Origin of the sequence: Streptomyces sp. NBC_01306 (genome assembly GCF_026340465.1) — a bacterium.
GTDB lineage: Bacteria > Actinomycetota > Actinomycetes > Streptomycetales > Streptomycetaceae > Streptomyces.
In genome coordinates this window covers 4,261,218-4,279,501 of record NZ_JAPEPC010000001.1, presented here as the reverse complement: position 1 = coordinate 4,279,501, position 18,284 = coordinate 4,261,218, and the positions used below count along the sequence as shown (strand labels likewise).

General features: G+C 68.2%; 14 protein-coding genes and 1 pseudogene. 6 read left to right on the top strand and 9 right to left on the bottom strand.

Annotated features, from left to right (window positions below; all coding sequences use genetic code 11):
* Positions 1-682: 682 nt before the first annotated feature.
* A complete protein-coding gene (locus OG385_RS18920) occupies positions 683-4,984 on the bottom strand; it encodes a hypothetical protein (protein ID WP_266855876.1) in 4,302 nt (1,433 codons plus the stop codon).
* Between the two features lie 47 nt (positions 4,985-5,031).
* Positions 5,032-5,205, bottom strand: coding sequence for a hypothetical protein (locus OG385_RS18915; RefSeq protein WP_266855874.1), 174 nt, complete (start codon positions 5,203-5,205; stop codon positions 5,032-5,034).
* Positions 5,206-5,928: 723 nt separating this feature from the next.
* Here OG385_RS18915 and OG385_RS18910 point away from each other — a divergent pair.
* Positions 5,929-6,102: a hypothetical protein gene (locus OG385_RS18910; RefSeq protein ID WP_266861330.1), complete on the top strand. Its 174-nt coding sequence runs from the start codon at positions 5,929-5,931 to the stop codon at positions 6,100-6,102.
* Positions 6,099-6,428: pseudogene (locus tag OG385_RS18905) on the top strand (enoyl-CoA hydratase/isomerase family protein); the annotation flags it as partial. The gene OG385_RS18910 and the pseudogene OG385_RS18905, both read left to right, overlap by 4 nt.
* Positions 6,429-6,441: 13 nt before the next feature.
* On the opposite strand, the gene OG385_RS18900 reads toward OG385_RS18905, so the two are convergent.
* Complete coding sequence (locus OG385_RS18900; protein WP_266855872.1) at positions 6,442-6,960, bottom strand: hypothetical protein; 519 nt, start codon at positions 6,958-6,960, stop codon at positions 6,442-6,444.
* Between the two features lie 109 nt (positions 6,961-7,069).
* Between OG385_RS18900 and OG385_RS18895 the strand changes: the two genes are divergently transcribed.
* Positions 7,070-7,771, top strand: coding sequence for a hypothetical protein (locus tag OG385_RS18895; RefSeq protein ID WP_266860992.1), 702 nt, complete (start codon positions 7,070-7,072; stop codon positions 7,769-7,771).
* A 15-nt stretch (positions 7,772-7,786) separates the two neighbouring features.
* Here OG385_RS18895 and OG385_RS18890 read toward each other — a convergent pair whose 3' ends face one another.
* Complete coding sequence (locus OG385_RS18890) at positions 7,787-10,192, bottom strand: PQQ-binding-like beta-propeller repeat protein (protein ID WP_266855870.1); 2,406 nt, start codon at positions 10,190-10,192, stop codon at positions 7,787-7,789.
* A 496-nt stretch (positions 10,193-10,688) separates the two neighbouring features.
* On the opposite strand from OG385_RS18890, the gene OG385_RS18885 reads away from it, so the two are divergent.
* Positions 10,689-11,336, top strand: a complete 648-nt coding sequence (locus tag OG385_RS18885) for a TetR family transcriptional regulator (RefSeq protein WP_266855868.1) — start codon at positions 10,689-10,691, stop codon at positions 11,334-11,336.
* A gap of 237 nt (positions 11,337-11,573) precedes the next feature.
* On the opposite strand, the gene OG385_RS18880 is transcribed toward OG385_RS18885, so the two are convergent.
* Entirely contained in the window at positions 11,574-12,110 is a 537-nt protein-coding gene (locus tag OG385_RS18880; RefSeq protein WP_266855866.1) for a nitroreductase family deazaflavin-dependent oxidoreductase, read from the bottom strand.
* On the bottom strand, positions 12,110-13,285 hold the full coding sequence (locus tag OG385_RS18875) for an acyl-CoA dehydrogenase family protein (protein ID WP_266855864.1): 1,176 nt from the start codon (positions 13,283-13,285) through the stop codon (positions 12,110-12,112). The genes OG385_RS18880 and OG385_RS18875 overlap by 1 nt, the downstream gene beginning before the upstream one ends.
* Positions 13,286-13,410: 125 nt before the next feature.
* Between OG385_RS18875 and OG385_RS18870 the strand changes: the two genes are divergently transcribed.
* Positions 13,411-14,601: an acetyl-CoA acetyltransferase gene (locus tag OG385_RS18870; protein ID WP_266855862.1), complete on the top strand. Its 1,191-nt coding sequence runs from the start codon at positions 13,411-13,413 to the stop codon at positions 14,599-14,601.
* Positions 14,602-14,788: 187 nt separating this feature from the next.
* Here the strand turns inward: OG385_RS18870 and OG385_RS18865 are convergent, their stop codons facing one another.
* From OG385_RS18865 to OG385_RS18855, 3 genes are all read right to left on the bottom strand, one after another.
* Positions 14,789-15,694 (bottom strand): class I SAM-dependent methyltransferase, encoded by a 906-nt coding sequence (locus OG385_RS18865; RefSeq protein ID WP_266855860.1) that lies wholly within the window; start codon positions 15,692-15,694, stop codon positions 14,789-14,791.
* Positions 15,695-15,863: 169 nt separating this feature from the next.
* Positions 15,864-16,229: a darcynin family protein gene (locus OG385_RS18860; RefSeq protein ID WP_266855858.1), complete on the bottom strand. Its 366-nt coding sequence runs from the start codon at positions 16,227-16,229 to the stop codon at positions 15,864-15,866.
* An 86-nt stretch (positions 16,230-16,315) separates the two neighbouring features.
* Positions 16,316-17,209 (bottom strand): NAD(P)H-binding protein, encoded by an 894-nt coding sequence (locus OG385_RS18855; RefSeq protein WP_266860990.1) that lies wholly within the window; start codon positions 17,207-17,209, stop codon positions 16,316-16,318.
* A 103-nt stretch (positions 17,210-17,312) separates the two neighbouring features.
* Between OG385_RS18855 and OG385_RS18850 the strand changes: the two genes are divergently transcribed.
* Positions 17,313-18,260: a LysR family transcriptional regulator gene (locus tag OG385_RS18850; protein ID WP_266855856.1), complete on the top strand. Its 948-nt coding sequence runs from the start codon at positions 17,313-17,315 to the stop codon at positions 18,258-18,260.
* Positions 18,261-18,284: the final 24 nt, after the last annotated feature.

Sequence of the window (18,284 nt, the reverse complement as noted above, 5' to 3'; positions counted from 1 at the left end):
CCCCCCGCAACGGATCACTGGAAATGATCGAAAGTTGGGGACACCTAACCGATCTCTACGATGCCTTCGTCCACTCCTTCTGCAGCCTCAACTACTGGGAGTGCCTCAAGAAAATCCACCCGTGATCCCGTTGAGTGGGGTGTTGTTTCCATCAGACGCAAAGCTGCCTACCACGCAAACACTACAGCCGATCACTTTCGGGAACCTGCCCGAAAACACTACAAGCCTCACACAACTTTGCACATGGTCGAAGTTGAGCCAGAACCCAAAATCATGAACAGAACCACTCCGATGCGTAACTCGATCACGCCAGCAATACTCACGGTCAGGGGCTCCGTTCAGCCGATAGCTTTACTCGCTTGCGCTCCCAGTGTCGGGCACGTGGCTCTTCCAGAGTTCCGGATGCTTCCACAATTATTCGGACGAAGCATGAGAACTCGGCAAGAGTCGCTGAAGCAATAAGCGCCCCATCCCAAAAGAAGAAGCCTAGCCCGGCAAGCAATCCCCACACTGCGGCGACAGCGGCCCCCGTCTTTCTGTGGAACGGGAACAGAACCCATGGGACAACCGGAGAGAAGAAAAATATCGCAAAGCCAATGAGCAGCGAACCCGCCGCCATGATGGAACAACCTCTCTTTTGCGGCAAAGGGGTGGGGCCCCGGATCGGGACCCCACCACAAATCTACCGGCTGTACAGGGGGTCGGGCTTCTTGTCTGGGGCGTTGCAGAAGTGCGCCGTTCCTGGGTCAACGCCGGGGTTCGGTGAGGCATACACGGGAATGTCCCACGGGTTCCCTGAGTGGCCGCCGACCGTCGTGCAGTTCGCGTATGGGTCTTCGGTGCTGGGCGGGGCGGCAGGCCCGCTGAAGTGGTAGAAGTCGCCAGTGGTCACCGGTGAGCTGGAATTCGTGAAGGCACCGTTCAGGTCTATGGCCTTGCCGTTGCGATAGAGGTACTGGCTCGGCATGTAGCTGGAACGCAAGACCGGTGCACCACTGACCTTTTTGATAGTTCCGTCCGTGCAAGCCTTGAAGTCCAACTCCTGCCATATTGGGGGAGCTTGACCGAAGATCGACCCGGTGAGGCCCGGCTTGAAGAACATGTTGCGGATCTCTTCAGCCATCTTCGTGACGGGGTGAGATGCCCCGGTTGCAGCCGAGACCTGGTCCACCCAGTTCGCCACGCTGTCCGTGAGGTGCGTGTCCGCAAGAGCGGGCCGGTAGCCGATGGACCCGCCGGCGGTATGCATGACCGCAACGCAGGTTCCTGAATCATCGGTGACCACGTTGTCGTTGTTGTCGGTAATGACTGGCTTCACACCGATCGACTTGTAGGCACGCCCGGGGAGTATCCCGTCCTTGTTCGTGTTTGTCGTGGTCAGCTTTCCGTCGTGGACGTTGAGGTCCTTCGCGATGTAGGAGAGGCCCGGTGGCGCGATGCCGTATTCCTTGCTGACATTCGTGAAGAAGTCACGGACGAAGTCAGGCATGTGGGTGTCGGCGGTGCGGTCGTCGTACGACACACTCTCACTACCATTAATGATCTTCCCGTCCGCGGTCTTCACATATGACACCGTGGCTCGGTCGAACATCTTGTAGGCAGCATCGTCAGTGCCGAACCAGGATGGCTTGCTGTCCGAGGTAGGCCGCTTGTCGAACGCGTTGGAGAAGTGTATCCATTCGGGAATGCTATGGCCGTCGGGGTGGTCCGTGGTGCTCGTGCCCGCTGTGGTGACCTCGCTGTTCCACTTCTGAACGGCAGCCTTCGTGACCGGCATGGTGCACCGCGACGAAGGTACGCCGTCGGCGCAGGCTGGGAGAGCAATGACTTTCTGGGATACGTCCAATGCCCAGTCATGCAGTGACTGTCGCGACTTCAACGGGGTGTTGAACATCTGGCTCTCGGGCCGGACATCGATGTTCTGGTCCTCGTCGAAGTATGCATCCGCCTCGACGCTGTCCGACGCGTATGTGCCCTTAATGGGCTGGAAAGCGACGGCGCCAAAAGCCACGTCGGAGTCTGCGGAACCGTCTGGCGTGTAGTTCGACAGACTCACACTTGGAGTGGAGGTGAATTTGTAGGCACCCAGGGGCACCCATTTGCCGTTGTTGCCGTTCTGGTCGACGTACCGGTCGTACGGCCCGCCGAGGGCGCCACGAATCACGTAGTGTGCGTCCTTGGCCTGTGCTCCGGTGTCTGGGATGTGAACCCACACCTGGGCCAGGTCCATGCTCTCGCCGAGTGTCCAGGTGCCGTCGATGGTCATCAGTCCACCGTCGCCACCCAGATGATCTTCGTTGCGGGTATGGGTGTACCAGAAATGTCCGCCGTAGCCGCCACCGATCTGGTGAAGGTCCGCCTTCGCTTCATAGTGGGTGCCCAGTGTGTCTGAATTGAAAGTGAACTGGAAGCTGCCCGACGAGGTGGTCTGCCCGCATTCACCCCATGTTTCGGTGCCGTTGGGCACGGAGGCTACGACGTGGGAACCAGCGGGAGCTCCGGAACAGACAGGGGTCCCGTTCTTGAGGCGGTAGCCGCGTCCCGGCTCCGGGACCAGCGTCTCGTACTTAATGAGTTCGTGTCCGCAGTCGTTGTCGCAGTTCGTTTTCCAGGTGGTGTTGGGCTTGTTCCACCAGTACTGCGTGTAGCAGGCTTCCGTCCCACAGTTGGGCGGCGTGTCCGGGTCGCAGTTGTTGTCGCTGTTACAGAAGGCGCTCAGCGGCGGCGACACCTGGCTCCGCTGGCCGGTGCTGGTCCACCAGGCCGGCCTGAAACCGGCCGAGGAGAATCCGGATTCTCCCTTCCAGTCCTGACGCCCGTCAGTGCTGTAGGAGTAGCCGGTGTCTATGGACCAGGCCGCCCAGCCCATCACTTTCTCCTCGTAGGGCCAGTCCTGCGGGTGTGCGGCGTCGTGATTAGCTTCGGTGCCATCCACATCCGTGTCCATGAACGGATGACCCCAGCTCTTCTTGTAGATCGGGTTGGCCGGGTTGTTGTACCAGCCGAGCCCCCAGTGCCCGTCATTCTTCGACGCGTCGGAGGGCGGGTTAAATCCGAGGTTGTAGTTCCACACGGCACTGAACCAGTTCTCCACGCGGGAGGGGTCGTCATTGTTGACGGTGACCTTCTGGCCGGCTGTGTGAACCTCGTTCCACTTGTCCGCAAGAATCTTCATGGACGCGGCGATGTTGGTCGCGTAGTCGATTGCCACTGCCTTCTGCACGGAGGGGGACAGGCTGGTTTCCCCCTTCTTCTCGTGGCCCGCCATACGCATACCATCGGTCACCTGACCGACCCCGTAGCCACAGTCTGACTTGTCCCAGTTGATGTTCCAGTAGGCGTCCGGGTTGCCAGGATCGATCTGGTGTCCGTAGTAGCCATCTACGGCCGCAAGCGGGCTGCCCATCTGGCCTGGAATTGCGCCGGACTCGGCCTGCCACAGGTTGGATTCCTGAGCCATGATGCCCAGCATCACGTTCGCGGGAATCCTGCCGCCTCCTGTCAGCGACGGGGGTGGGAAGAGTCCCTGGGGGTCGATCGTGCCCAACCCAGCCTGGTCACGGTAACCGCCTTGCCGAAGATATTGGGCATGCAGGTCGCCACGGACAGCCATGTCGACTGCCCACTCAACCTGATTGGGGGTGGGCTGCAGCGCTTGAGCCTTAACGTCGTTGCGAGAGACCGCGCACCAGCGGTCGGGATCGGTGGGATCGTGCGCACTATCCGTCGCAGTCAGTGTGGCCCGGGGTCGTTTGCCCGGTGCGGGAGCCGACCTATGGCCACCGCCGAGTGCTGGGGAGAGGGTGCTCTGCCCAGCAGAATTCCTGGGGCTGGTGAGCGTTTGCCTGATGGCCGCACCCGTACCTATAACTGTCGAGGTCACTGTCGTTGGTGCGTTGGCTTCAGCAGTTTCGGCACCGTCATACTGTGGCGTGGGCTGGGACTTGCTGAACTTCTTGCCCGCGTTCCCGATGTGCGCGAGGCCCGAGCGTATTCCCGGCGTCAGAACGGGATTGACTGCGAGTTTTCCCTGACTGGAGACATCGGCGTCGGCATCTGCTTGGATGCGGGTTACACCCGTGCTCTGGTTTCCAGGCGTGCCAAAGGGGTGGCCGGTGAGGAACACTTTGCTAGAGCCACCTCGCTTCAGCTCCAAGTCACCGATCTTCCCTGTGGCGATCGTGACAGATTCGTCTTTCCCGTGCCACATCCGCGCTCGCACCTTGGTTGAGCTCTGGCGCTCCATGAAGGCCACGCCCCCGCCTTCGACCGGCTGGATGTCGAACGGGGTGCCAGCGGCTGCGACCAACTTCTTGACCTTGCCGGAGGCGCTGAGGCTGATCAAGTTCCGGCCGAGCGCGGCGACGGTGCCGTGCTGAGTCGGAACGGCACTGGTGATCTCGCCCTTTGCAGCCGCCTTGGTGAGTGTCTTGCCCGCAGTGCTCACAGTCACGACCCGGCTTTTGGTGTCTACAGGGGCATTCATGTCACGGAATGCTGTGAAGGCAGCGGTGTGTGTTTGCGGATTACAGGAAGGATCGAAGTATGCAAGAGAAGCGGTGAACGGTAGCTTTGTCACACGGCCGGTGTTCAGGTCGACAATTGCGGTGAACGCACCGCCCTGCATCAGGTCAGGCTTGTTCGTGAATGTCCGAGGAGCGTAGACCACGGCGGCATGATCGTGGTCCATGGTGCACTGGTTACCGATCCAGGAGTCCGCAGGCAGGCCCGGCTCGCTCAGCACGGCTGCGGACTTCCACGCGTACGCCTTAGCGCGGTCGGCGACGAGGACACTCAAACCGTCAGTGTCCGCGGCGGTGGCTACCGCGCGGTCGGTGCTGGTCTTCCAGCCCGTGCCCAGCTTTGCGTCCGGATTAGAGATTTGTCCGGGAGTAAGTGGGGCTTCACGCTGCTGCGGGGAGGGTTTGGCGCTGGGTGCGGCGACGGCCGGCACGGCCGCCGGCATAATCCCAGCCACAGCCATGCAGGCCAAGCTGGCAGCAAGCCGTGCGCGGGTTCGTCTTTTGGGTCTCACAGAAAGTGTTCCCGTTTCTCTTCGGTGATGGGTACCTTCGGACACCTCTTGGCCCGCTTCTTCTCCGGTGCCGAACTGAGCTGAGCGGAGATCGGGCGGGAAAGACCGGGCCTCTTGAGGGAGGGCGGGCTCCCGAGACGGACTTCAAAGACGATGATGGCCTCCTTCACGCGCACACCTTCACTATCCGACAAAGGACTGCGAAGAAGTTTGCATCGGGGTGCGCTTTAGCTACGTAGGAACTTTATTTGGAAGGACACCTCCCGGCGGCAACGTAGAATTCAATGTCCTTCGAAGTGTCAAAACTTGCCCGGATTGTGGGCGGCGCCGATCGCAGAATTACCCGTTAACGCTCTTAAATCCCCCACTAATCAATAATGGAAGAATCCACCCCCCGTAGGGTAAATCGACAACTTCGTGGTTATATCACCTTTTAGCAATTTCCTGCAGGCGTGCTCAAAGTTGTCACCGATGACTTTGAGCCTGCAGGTCTCGGAAACACAAGGAAATAAATAAACTAATGGAATTCAGGCTGCCCCCTCATGAACTTCCCACTTCCCGCGAAAGATGCGGTCTCGCGTCCGTCGAAGGTGGACAAGCAAGACCCCCCTGCGTCAAATAAAAACGACTCCACCACGTGCAGTGCACAAGTTAATCACATGGAGAACACAGTTTGGTAGGGATTATTTTTACCGTTCGACACTCCGGTTACCTCAGGTAGCAAGCGGCGTGCTTTTATTTGACATTTGCCCGATTCGCCCTGATGGGCCTTCAGCGGAAGGTAATAGCATGTGAGACACGTCACTGTCAGGGTGTCAGGGGGACGCAGGTCGGTTGCGTACGCAGCCTGTAGGCCCCGGTTCCGCACCTACAGGCTGCGCAGTGTCGCGGTGGTGGAGCTGGCCGACGCCCCGCACATCCGGCTCGTCGGCAATGTGGTCGCCGCGCCGGACGCGCCGCTGAACTCGGTGGCCCCCGAGCGGCTGCGGATCGGCGCCCGGGTGCAGGTCGCCTTCACCGAGGACGACGGGATGACCGTGCCGCGCTGGCTGCTGGAGCGGCCATGAGCCTGCGCGTCGAGAGGAACCGGCAGACCGGCGTCGCGGTCGTCACCCTCGACCGGCCCGACCGGCTGAACGCCGTCGATCTGGACACCGCCGGTGAACTGTCCGCCGCCTGGCGGGAGTTCCGCTTCGACACCTCCGTACGGGCGGTCGTCGTCACCGGCGCGGGGACCCGGGCCTTCTGCACCGGGATCGACCGCTCGGCCGAGGTGCCGCAGCCGGAGTCCCCCTACTCCGTCGACGACCCGCTGATCGCGATCGGCCCGAAGGCCAACGACCTCTGGAAGCCGGTGATCGCGGCGGTGCGCGGGATGGCGTGCGGCAGTGCGGGTGTGGTCGGCCTCAGCTCTGGGGCCGCACCGAGTCGACTCGGCACCGCGTGACCGTGCCGACGTCGGACGGCGCCGACATCGGCACCTTCACCGTCGCGCTGGAGCTGCCGTACACCTGGACGGCCGCGCTGCCCGTGTCGACGACGGAGCCGCCCGCGTCGAGGAAGCTCATGGTGACCCGGTAGCTGTGGCTGCCGCTCGCCGCCCTGGCCGACACCCGTACGGTGGCGGCGGTCGCGCCCTTCTTCGCACAGGTCACCACGGTGCCGGTGGCGGTGGGCGCGGCCGTGCTGCTGCGTGAACCGCTCGTGGAGCCTGTCGTGGAACCGCTCGACGACCCGTAGCTGTTGTTGTTGTCGTTGTAGTAGTGGTGGTGGCTCGTGGTCGAGCTGCTGTGGCTCTTGCTGCTGGAGCAGCCGCCACCGCTGGAACTGTGGCTGTGGCTGTGGCTGCTGTGGCGCGAGAAGCCCGTCAGCGCGAGGACCACCCCCACCAGAACGGCTCCGAACCTCAGACGTCGCATGATCATGTCATCTCCCCCATTCGGCGGACACGGTAACAGCAGGCACGGCGCTGTGGTGGCAGGTGCCTGGGCCCCGGCGTAGCGTCGAAGGCGAGATCCGTCGGAGGAACCGATGATTATCCGCAATGTCCTTGGCTCCCTCGTCGCTCTCGTCGGAGCGGCGGCCGCCGTATACAGCCCCTTCCGTAACTGGTACGACGGCCGCCACGGCAGCGAGTACCGCATCCAGGACCTGTTCAACGGCATCACGGCGACCAAGCCGGGCGACGCGGGCGGATCCGTCCTGATCCCGCTGGCCTTCGCGGCCCTCATCACCCTGATCGGCATTCTGCTGCGCTCACGCCTGCTGGTGACGCTGGCGGGCCTGATCACCATCGGCTTCACCGTGCTGTGGATGGTCCGCGTCGGCATGGCGGAACACAGCCTGACGATCGGCTCCGACGGCACGGGGCTGGGGCCCGGTGTCGGGTACGCGCTGATCGGCGGGGTGCTGATGCTGCTGGGGGCGGGGCTGATGTGGGGGCGGCGGAGGCGGCCGGTTGCGCCTGCGTCCGTGCCTCAGGCCGAGCCGGTGCCGGGGCCTCCCGGGCCCGGATATGCACCCGAGGCGTGGGGTACGGGAGCACATGCGGCCGCGCCGGCGTACGAGCACCCTGCCCCGGGTTCGTACGGGCCGCCGATCGACCAGCCGTACGAGCCGGGGGCCGAGCACGACACGTTGTCCTTCAGTACGGCTGATCTGCCCGCGGAGCTGACAGCTCCCGAGGAGCCGGGGGAGCGGGGCGGGGCCACGCGGGCCCGGCCTTCTGGTGAGTGACCGCCTCTCGGGGGCTCAGCCTGCCCGGCCCGTGCCTGTGCCCTTGATGGCGTCCAGGGCGTACACGCAGCGGTCCTTGCTGCATGCGTAGACGACTCCACCGCGGACCACCGGGGATCCGGTGATCTCGCCGCCCGTGGCCAGCTTCCAGCGGAGCTGGCCGCCGACCGCGTCCAGCGTGTAGAGGCAGTGGTCCGCCGAGCCGAAGTGGATTCTGCCGTCCGCCACCACCGGCGCCCCGACCACCTCGCCGGCCGCCGCGAAGCGCCACTTGGGGGTGCCCGTCACCGCGTCCAGCGTGTAGAGCGCGCTCCCGCTGCCCACATGGATGTTGCCCTGTGCGACAAGGAGCGGGTGGAGGGACTGCCGGGACTCGGTGGCGATGCGCCAGCGGTCCTTACCGGTCGTGGAGTCGATGGCGTACACCGTGCCGAGGTAGTCGGCGAGGTAGACACCCCCTCCGGCCACCGCGGGACCGGGGGCGAAGGCCGGGGCCGACAGGAAGACCGCGGGAGCCTCGAAGTGCCAGTGGACCAGGCCGGTCGTGCGGTCGATGGACAGGACGCGGGTCCCGGCCGCGATGTACACACGGCCGTCGTCGGCCGATGTCACCCGGACGGGCACTCCCCCGCACGCGGCCGCGTCGCCCACCGGGTACGACCAGCGCTCGGCGCCGGTCCGGGGATCGAGCGCGAAGAGGCGGGCGTCCTTCCAGACGTACACGGTGTCCCCGTGGATCGCGGGCCCGGACTCCGGCGTCTCGAAATCCGTCTGGGCCCCGCTCAGCTCCCACAGCTTCTCGCCGTTGGACGCCTCCCACGCCTGGACGCCGCCGCCCCGCGTGCCCGTGACGACCGTGCCGCGCTCGGCTTGCAGCGAGTAGACCCACGCCTCGGTGGACAGCCGCCACCGGTCGGTGCCGTCGGTGCCGTCCAGCGCGTACAGCGTCGGCCCGTCGGACGCGTGGATCCGGCCGCCCGAGACGGCCATCGCCCACGCCACGTCCTTGGTCTTGAACTGGCGCCGCCCGCTGCCCACATCGAGCGCGTGCACCTCGAACGAGGTGACGTACAGCAGATCGCCGTCGACAGCCGGGGTCCCCCAGACGTCGTTCGACATACGGAAACGCCAGGGGCGCCAGCGGACGGCCTCATCGGGGGCCCGGGGAGCGGGCGGCGCGGCCACCGGGGGCGCCGCCTCCGCCGCTTGCCGGCCCCCCGGGGCGCGTACCCAGCCCGTCGCGGGCCCGGCGGGAGCGGCGGCGTGGGCGCGAGCCTCCGCGACCCGCGGCCCGGGGCCGATCGGCACCTGGGCGCCGGGCAGCCGCACGGCACCGTCCCGCCACCCGGACTGCGCCTGCGGCTGGGGATGCGGCTGAGCCTGGCTCTGCTGCGCCGGGGCCTGCTGCGGCTGCTGGTGGAGGGGCTGCGGCTGGGCCCGGGGCTGCTGGGGCGGCGGCTGCGGCGGTTCATAGGCCGGTCTCGGCGGCGGCGAGGGGTTCGCGGGCCTCGGCACCGCGGGCGGGCGGCCGCCGCGCCGGGTCTCGATCATCGCGGTGGCCCTGGCCGGCAGCCAGGCGGACGCGGTGCCGCTGTCGTCGCCGCCCGACGCGAAGAGGTGCGGTGCCAGCTGCGCCTGGAGGTCCTCCGGGCTGGGCCGCTGGGTGAACTCCTGCTGCATACACGCGTCGATCAGCGGCCGCAGTTCATCGGGCAGGCCCGTCAGGTTGGGGCCCTCGCGCAGCAGCATGAACACCGTCTCGACCGGGTTCGCCCCGTGGAACGGCGGATGGCCGGTCGCCGCGAAGACCAGCGTCGACCCGAGCGAGAACACATCGCTCGCGCCCTTCACATTGCGCGAGTCCTTGGCCTGTTCGGGTGACATGTACGCGGGGGTGCCCACGGCGACGTTCGTCATGGTCAGCCGGGTGTTGGAGACCCCGGACGCGATACCGAAGTCGATGACGCGCGGCCCGTCCTCCACCACCAGCACATTGGACGGCTTGAGGTCCCGGTGGACCAGACCGGCACCGTGGATCGACTGGAGGGCCTCGGCGATACCGGCGGCCAGCCAGCGCACCGCCTGGGCCGGCATCGGCCCGCACTCATTCACTATTTCTTCGAGAGAGGGCGCGGGAACGTACGCGGTGGCCAGCCACGGCACGGCGGCGCGGGCGTCGGCGTCGACCACGGCGGCGGTGTAGAAGCCGCTGACGGCCCGGGCGGCCTCCACCTCACGGGAGAAGCGGACACGGAACAGCTGGTCCTCGGCGAGTTCGGTCCGTACGGTCTTGATCGCCACGCGCCGGCCCGAGGCCGAACGCGCCAGATAGACAAGCCCCATACCGCCGGCCCCGAGCCGCCCGAGCACCTCGAACGGGCCGATCCGCCTCGGATCGTGCTGCGTCAGCTGCTCCACCACGCGCCTGCCACCTCCCCGTCGGGCCCCGGGGAAGGGGGTCCGCGAAATACAGCTGAGTTCAGCGTCTCACCACTGGGCACCACCCGGCGGTGCGCACCCCGATTCTTCCTGGCTGGCGTGCTCGTTGCGAACCCGGGGGCGGATCGGGGTGTCTCACCGCGATCCGGACATGGCGCCCATGCGGGGCCTGATACGCGGCCCGCACAGGGGCCGGACCCGGTGCCCGCGCGGGGCCTGCGGGCCGCGCGGGCCGGAACGGCCGCTCTTGTACGGTGAGACGCGGCCGGATGTGGCGCCCATCACAGCCGAAAGTTGTTTGGACGAGTTGTCCACGGAAGTTATCCACAGCCTGTTGATAACAATATCAATCCCGCCCTCCAGCACCTCCTCACTCTTCGTCGCTCTTCCGCGCCCGGCGAGCCGCTCCATTACCAGCCCGGACCCCATTTGCAGTCGGCCGAATCGCGCTCCGATCACCCCTCGGTAAGCTGACGGCATGACAGGACAAGTGCGCACCGTCGACGGCCGCGTGGCCGGTCGACGAGGCCAGGCGACGCGGCAGAAGCTGCTCGACTGCCTCAGCGAGATGCTCAGCTCCTCGCCGTACCGGGACGTCAAGGTCATCGACGTGGCCCGGAAGGCCGGGACTTCGCCCGCGACCTTCTACCAGTACTTCCCGGACGTCGAGGGCGCGGTCCTCGAAATCGCCGAGGAAATGGCCAAGGAGGGTGCGGGGCTCACCGAGTTGGTCTCCGCACGCCCCTGGACCGGAAAGGCCGGCTGGCAGACGGCCGAAGAACTCGTCGAGGGATTCCTCGACTTCTGGCGCAGGCACGACGCGATTCTCCGCGTCGTCGACCTCGGCGCCGCGGAGGGCGACAAGCGGTTCTACAAGATCCGCATGAAGATCCTCACCTCCGTCACCAACTCCCTGACCGATTCGGTCAAGGAGCTACAGGCGAAGGGCAGGGTCGACAAGGACGTCAGCCCTGCGGCGATGGCCGGCTCTCTGGTCGCCATGCTGGCCGCGGTGGCCGCGCACCAGAAGGGCTTCCAGACCTGGGGCGTCAAACAGGCCGAACTCCGGCCGAACCTCGCCCTTTTGGTCCACATGGGCATCACGGGCAAGAAGCCGACAAAGTAACCGCGGGGCGCCACCACGTCCTTCGTCCTGTCGCGCAGACGGCGGACCACCGAGGTGGTCCGCCGTCCGCGTACCCGCAGCGCGGATCGCGGAGCACGGCGCACAGCACGCACGAGCACGGCCCCCGCAACGGCACCCACAGCACGCACGACCGGCACGGCCCCCGCACGGCACACGCCTGCCGGCGCAGCCCAGCCCGGTTCAGCCCAGCCCGGCCCGTCCGGCCCGGTGCGCGCGTCAGCGGCGCTCCAGGCGGAACAGCCGGATCTCCCGGTCCACCCTCGCCTGGTACGCGGCGTACGGCGGCCAGAACCCCAGCGCCGTGGCCCACACACCCGCCCGCTCCGCTCCCTCCAGGAGCCGCGCCCTGACCTGGATGTCCTGGCCCTTCCAGTTCACCTCGACGTCCGGGTGCGCCAGCAGGTTGGCCGTCCACGCGGGATGGCCCGGCCGCCCGAAGTTCGACCCGACGAGGATCCAGCTGCGCGGCCACGGCCCGGACCCGCCGCCAACGGGCCCCCGCCCCCCTTCACCGTCCGGCCGCGCCCCCTCCGTCATCTCCGGCATACACGCCAATGGCGTAACGCGCGGCAGACCGCTTCTCGCGCCCTTCGCCGTGAGGATCACCCCGGGCAGCATCTGCGCGCTGAGCAGCACCCTCCCCCGGGTCAGCCGGTGGACCGTACGGTCCATCGCCGGTATGACGTGCGGCGCGATCCTGGCGAACGTACGGGTGGACGACACCCTCTGCACCAGTCGTGTTCCGGGCACCATCAGACCGCGACCGCCGCTCGCCCGGTGAAGAGCCCCGCGCGCTCCGCCGCGTGCGCGCGCAGCCCGTGCACCGGCCCGAACAGCAGCTCGTCCGACGACGCCCGCTTGAAGTACAGCTGGATGTCGTGCTCCCAGGTGAAGCCGATCCCGCCGTGCAGCTGGACCGCCTCGGACGCGGCGCTGCGCAGCGCCTCCAGGCCCTGCGCCAGCGCGAGCCCGCCCGCAGCCGGGTCCCAGGCCGCGTAGTACGCCGCCGACCTGGCCGCCTGCACCTGCACATAGAGCTCGGCGAGGCGGTGCTTCACGGCCTGGAACGAGCCGATGGGGCGCCCGAACTGTTCGCGCTGCCGCACATGTTCGACCGTCCGCTCCAGCGCCCGGTCCGCCGCGCCGACCGCCTCGGCGGCCAGCACGGCAGCCGCCGCGCACCCGGTACGGGCCAGCGCCCCCGGCACGTCAGTCCCCTCTTCAGCACTGTCGCCGAGCAACTCCGCCGCGGTGTCGCGCAGTTCGATACGGGCCTGCGGCCGGGTCGCGTCCAGCGCGGTCTGCCGCACCCGGGACATCCCGGCGGCGTCGGCCCGTACGAGAAAGAGCAGCGTGCGGCTCCGGGCGAACCCCCCGGTGTGCGCGGCGACCAGCAGCACCCCGGCGCTGTGGCCGTCGAGCACCTGGTCGGCCTGCCCGTACAGCCGCCATCCCTCGTCGGTGGGCCGCGCCTGGACACCACCGGCCCGGCCGCCGCCCGCCCAGTCGCCCGCGTTGTCACCGAGCAGCCCGAGCGCGGGCCCCAGCGGCGCCGCCAGCGTGGCGGTCAGCTCGCCGCGGGCGATGCCCGGGAGCAGCTCCGCGCGCTGAGCCTCCGTGCCGAGTGCGGTGATCAGCGGCGCGGCGAGCGCCGCCGTCGCGAACAGCGGGGACGGCAGCAGCGCCCGCCCCGTCTCCTCGCAGGCGAGCACCAGCTCGGCGGGGCCGCACCCCACACCCCCGTACTCCGCGGGGATCGCGAGGCCGGGCAGCCCGAGCTGTCCGGCGAGGGTGCGCCAGAGCTCGTGGTCGTACCCGGCCGGGGTGGCCGCTGCGGCCCTGACCCCGTCCGGGCCGCAGCGTTTGGTCAGCAGTTCGCGCAGGGTACGGCGGATCTCGTCCTGCTCCGCTGTGAAGGCGGCATCCATGGGCGGGCCCCTCTCCTGATCTGACGGCGCGTCATAGTAGAGCGCGCAGATCCAGATGCACAGAGCCGGTACGGGAGACGTGCGACGCCATTGCCATGCAACCGATCTGATGTACCGTCAGATTCATGTCATCCTCTGTCATATCTGCCCGGCCGCGGCGGCGGGTCGCCGTCGCCGGTGTCGCCCTGTCGGACTGCGGCAAGGTCGACGACGCCACCCCGTACGCCCTGCACGCCCAGGCCGCGCGCCGCGCGCTGGCGGACTCGGGCCTCGGCCGCGAGGTGATCGACGGCTTCGGATCGGCGGGCCTCGGCACCCTGGCCCCGGTCGAGGTCGCCGAGTACCTGGGCCTGAAACCCACCTGGGTGGACTCCACCTCCGTCGGCGGCTCCACCTGGGAGGTCATGGCCGCCCACGCCGCCGACGCCATCGCGGCGGGCCACGCCAACGCCGTACTGCTGGTGTACGGCTCCACGGCCCGCGCCGACATCAAGGCGCGGCGCCGTACGTCGAACCTCTCCTTCGGCGCACGCGGACCGCTCCAGTTCGAGGTCCCGTACGGCCACTCGCTCATCGCCAAGTACGCGATGGCCGCCCGCCGCCACATGCACGAGTACGGCACGACACTGGAGCAGCTCGCCTCGGTGGCGGTGCAGGCGCGGGCGAACGCGGCGAGCAACCCCGATGCCCTGTACCGCGATCCGGTCACCGTGGACGAGGTGCTGGGCGGGCCGATGATCGCGGACCCGTTCACCAAACTGCACTGCTGCATCCGCAGCGACGGCGGCTGCGCGGTGCTGCTGGTGGCCGAGGATTACGTACCGGACTGCGCGAAGGCTCCCGTGTGGGTGCTGGGCGCCGGAGAGCACGTCTCGCACACCACGATGTCGGAGTGGGACGACTTCACGGTCTCCCCTGCGGCGGTCAGCGGCCGGCTCGCCTTCGAGCGGGCGGGGGTCAGCCCGGCGGAGATCGACCTCGCCGAGATCTACGACGCCTTCACCTATATGACGCTGGTGACGCTGGAGGATCTGGGGTTCTGCGCGAAGGGCGAGGGCGGCGCGTTCGTGGAGAAGGGACGGCTGCTGCGCGACGGCGAACTCCCCGTCAACACCGACGGCGGCGGACTCTCCGCCTGCCACCCCGGGATGCGCGGTCTGTTCCTGCTGGTCGAGGCGGTACGTCAGCTGCGCGGCGAGGCGGGCGACGGCCGCCAGGTGCACAAGGCGGGCGGCCGACTGCCGGAACTGGCGGTCGCTTCGGGGACGGGCGGATGGTTCTGCTCGTCGGGGACGGTGGTGCTGGGGCGGGGGTAGGGCCTGTCGTCAAAGTGCCGTCGTTGCCCGAAGGGCGGCCGCGCGGCGTCTGGTGCGTGCGCTCGCAAGGCGCCGGAATGTTCTCGTAGCGGAGCTACTAGGGCATTTCGGCAACACCGCGAGCGTGCGTGCCAGACGCCGCGCGGCAGGCGGCACTTTGACGACAGGCCCTGGGGCCTGCCTCGCGTCAGTGGCTCTCAGCGATCGCTACCCGGCCCGACCGCAGCGATGCCCGTCCCCCCGAAGGGCCGGCGAGCGTGTGCGTAAGGGCGAGGAGGGTGTCGTCCGACACCACCCGCAGGCCGTACTCCGCGAGCAGTGCGCCCATCGTCTGCGGCTTCCACAGCGAGCGCCACGGCTCGGCCGCCATGATGGAACTGCCGAGCACGCGTGTCAGCAGCCGTCCTGCGGCCGCTTTCACCGACGGCGCCTGATAGTTGACGATGAGCGTGCTTCCCGGGACCGTCCGGGCGGCGAACGCGGCCACCGTGGCGCGCACTTCGTCGCGTGTGAGGTACGGGACGACGCCCTCCCACAGCCATGTCGTCGGCGCGGCGGGGTCGTGCCCGGCGGCGTCCAGCACCGCACCGAGGTCGTCGACGGCGAAGTCGACCGGCGCGAACCGCACGGACCGGGCGAGCGCCGGCAGTCCGGCCTCTTCCTCCGGCCCCCCGGCCACCCGCGCGGCCTCGTCGAGGCGGGCGCACTTGTCCTGCTGAGAGGCCGGATGGTCGACCTCCCAGACATCTGTCCGGGAGAGTTCGGGCAGACGCCATGCACGCGTGTCCAGACCGGCGCCGAGGATGACGAGCTGGCCGGTCACGCGGGCGCGCAGAGCCTCATCGATCGCAACCGTCCGTGGCACGACCACCTCGGCGCACGCCCGCACACTCTCGTACGTGGTGCGTGCCCGCCAGCCCTGCGGCGGAGTGCCCGAGTGCACCTCGTCCACCGGCGCACGCTCCGCGACGCTCAGCAGCCGGGCTGCCACCGGATCCGCGAACCGGCCGGCAGCAGCCCTGCCGTCCGCGGCTGCCCGCCCCTGGCAGACCAGCACCGCTGTCCTGCTGGCGCCACGTGCACTCTTGCTCATGAAGCCGTATTCAACACCAGCCCTGCCCTTCCCGAGCCCGCCCGAGGAATGCCTCCGCTCAGCCTGACGGCTGCCACCGTCGCGACACGTGGCCGGTGGCGCTCCCGGTCCGTGCCCTCCGGCTGCTGGGCGCCGGAGGTCTTCGGCCTCCTGCGGGTCGGTCGGTTTCTCAGGTGCTGATGGTGGTGACGGCCTCGGTGCCGTAGGTGCGGGAGTAGCCGTTCTCAGTGCCGACGAGGAGGTCGACGACCTCGAAGTACCGGTCCCAGAACGGGGTTTCGCGCAGTGCGTCGATGAGGAGCTGGTAGGCCGCGTGGTCGTCGGCCTCCCAGACCCAGACATCGGTGACGCGGGTGGAGTAGAACTCCGTGTCGTAGAAGCGCGAGCGGACACCGGTGGTCTTGGCCTTGATCGCGGGCACGACCTCGGTGACGAAGGCGTTCACCCGTTCTTCAGGGGTCATGGCCAGCCACTCGGGCATGGTCTTGATGAGCATGAAGGCGGTGACCGGCGGTGCGGTTTCCTCAGCGGACATGACAGGTGCCTCCACGGTGGCAGGTGGTCTCGGCGCGGTGGGTGTCGGTGCGGTGAGTGTCGGAAATCGCGGTGACGGGCGGTCGTTCACCGCAGGACGGCGGGCTTGAGGGTGCGGGCGCACCACTGCTCGAAGGTGGTCGGCGTGGCGGTCTCCGGGGTACGGGCGACACCTGCGTCCAGGCCGTTGTCCTTGGCCTGCTTCATGTCGACGATGCCCCGGACGAACGCCTCGTTGAGTCCGTAGCCGACGAGCGTGGTGGACAGCTCGCCGAGCGGCTGCCGTTCGTAGCGGACAGGGCGGCCGAGCTGCTCGGTCATGATGCGGGCCAAGTCGCTGGGTGACAGGTCCTCCGGCCCGAGGACCGGGACGTTGCCGGCGCCGGACCACGAGCGGTCGAGGAGCAGACCTGCGGCGACGGCCGCGATGTCGGCGACGGCGACGAGCGGGGCCTTGCGGTCGGCGGCGACGGCGTCGGTGAAGACACCCTTCTCGCGGATCGAGTCGGCCTCCTCCAGGAGGTTGTCGAAGAAGGAGGGGTTGGCCAGGGCGCGATAGGCGGCGCCACTTCCCGCGAGGAGGTCGTCCATGGCGAGGGACGCGGTGACGAGTCCGGCGTGGGCGGCCACCGAGGTGCCGCGGCCGAGCGCCGAAACGCCCACGACATGGCCGACGCCGTGCGCGGCGAGCGCCTTGAGAGCGGGCCGGGTGAAGCCGGTGTACGCCTCCTCCGGAGTGAGCGAGGAGTCCGGGGGCACGAGCCAGAACACGGCGTCCGCGCCTTCGAAGGCCCGCTCGACCACGTCGGCGTCGCCGTGCGAGCCGGTGACCACCTCGACGCACTCGCGCACCGCGTCGGGAAGCCGGGCGGGGTCACGCACGATGACGCGCAGTTCCTCACCGTGGGCAGGGGCGGACTCCAGCAGCAGGGGCAGCAGTTGGCGGCCGATGTTCCCGGTGGGCGCAGTGATGACGATCATGAGGTCCTCGTGGGTGTGGCGGATGAGTACGTCTGTCATCCTGCGGAGGACCACGGAGTTGCCACAAGAGGAACTTCGGCAAGGGATCATTGCCTGAAATGGAATGACGCTGGTGAACAGTCCGACCCCGCCCATCGACGCCAATCTCGCCGTCGCACTGGACGCCCTGCTGGCCGAGCAGAGCGTCACCCGCGCCGCCGCGCGCCTGCACACCTCCCCCGCCGCCATGAGCCGCACCCTCGCCCGTCTCCGCCGTACCCTTCAGGACCCCCTCCTGGTGCGGGCCGGGCAGGTCATGGTCCCCACTCCCCGGGCTCAGGCCCTCCGTGAGGAAGTCGCCGCAGTGGTACGTCACTTGGGCGCGCTGCTCGCTCCGGGAACCGGCGCCGAACTCGCCACCCTGCGCGCGACCCTCACCCTCCAGGCGGCCGACCTGGTCGGTGCGGCGCTGGCCCCGGAACTGCTGCGACTGGCCCGGGAGGACGCGCCGGGGATCTCGCTGCGGTTCCGGGCCGAGGAGCTGGAGGCAGGACCGGCCCTGCGAGACGGCCGGATCGACCTGGAGATCGGGTCCATCGACCATGTCGACCCCGAAACCCACGTCGAGGAACTGGTCGCCCTCCGGATGGCGGCGGCTGTCCGGCCGGGCCATCCGCTGACCGAGAAGAGCCTGACCCCGGCCCGGCTCGCTGCCGCCGAGCACGTCACGGTCAGCCGCCGCGGCCGTTTCACCGGGCCCCTGGACACCGCCCTGGCCGAGCACAACCTCCGCCGGAGGGTCACGGCCGTCCTCCCCAGCCATCTGGCCGCGATGACCCTCGCCGCCCGCAGCGACGTCGTCTGCCTCGTCCCCACGGCACTCCCCGGCGCGGCTCCCTCGCCCCTCACCGACGCCGCGACCACCCTCGGCCTGCGCCTCCTCGACATCCCCCTGCCACTGCCGCCGTTGGCCATCGGCATGGCCTGGCACCCCCGCCACGCCGCCGACGGAGCCCACCACTGGCTCCGCGACGCCGTCCGCCGGACCCTTCGCCCGCCCGGGACCGCCTGAGGAACGCCGAAGGGCGCCGCCTGG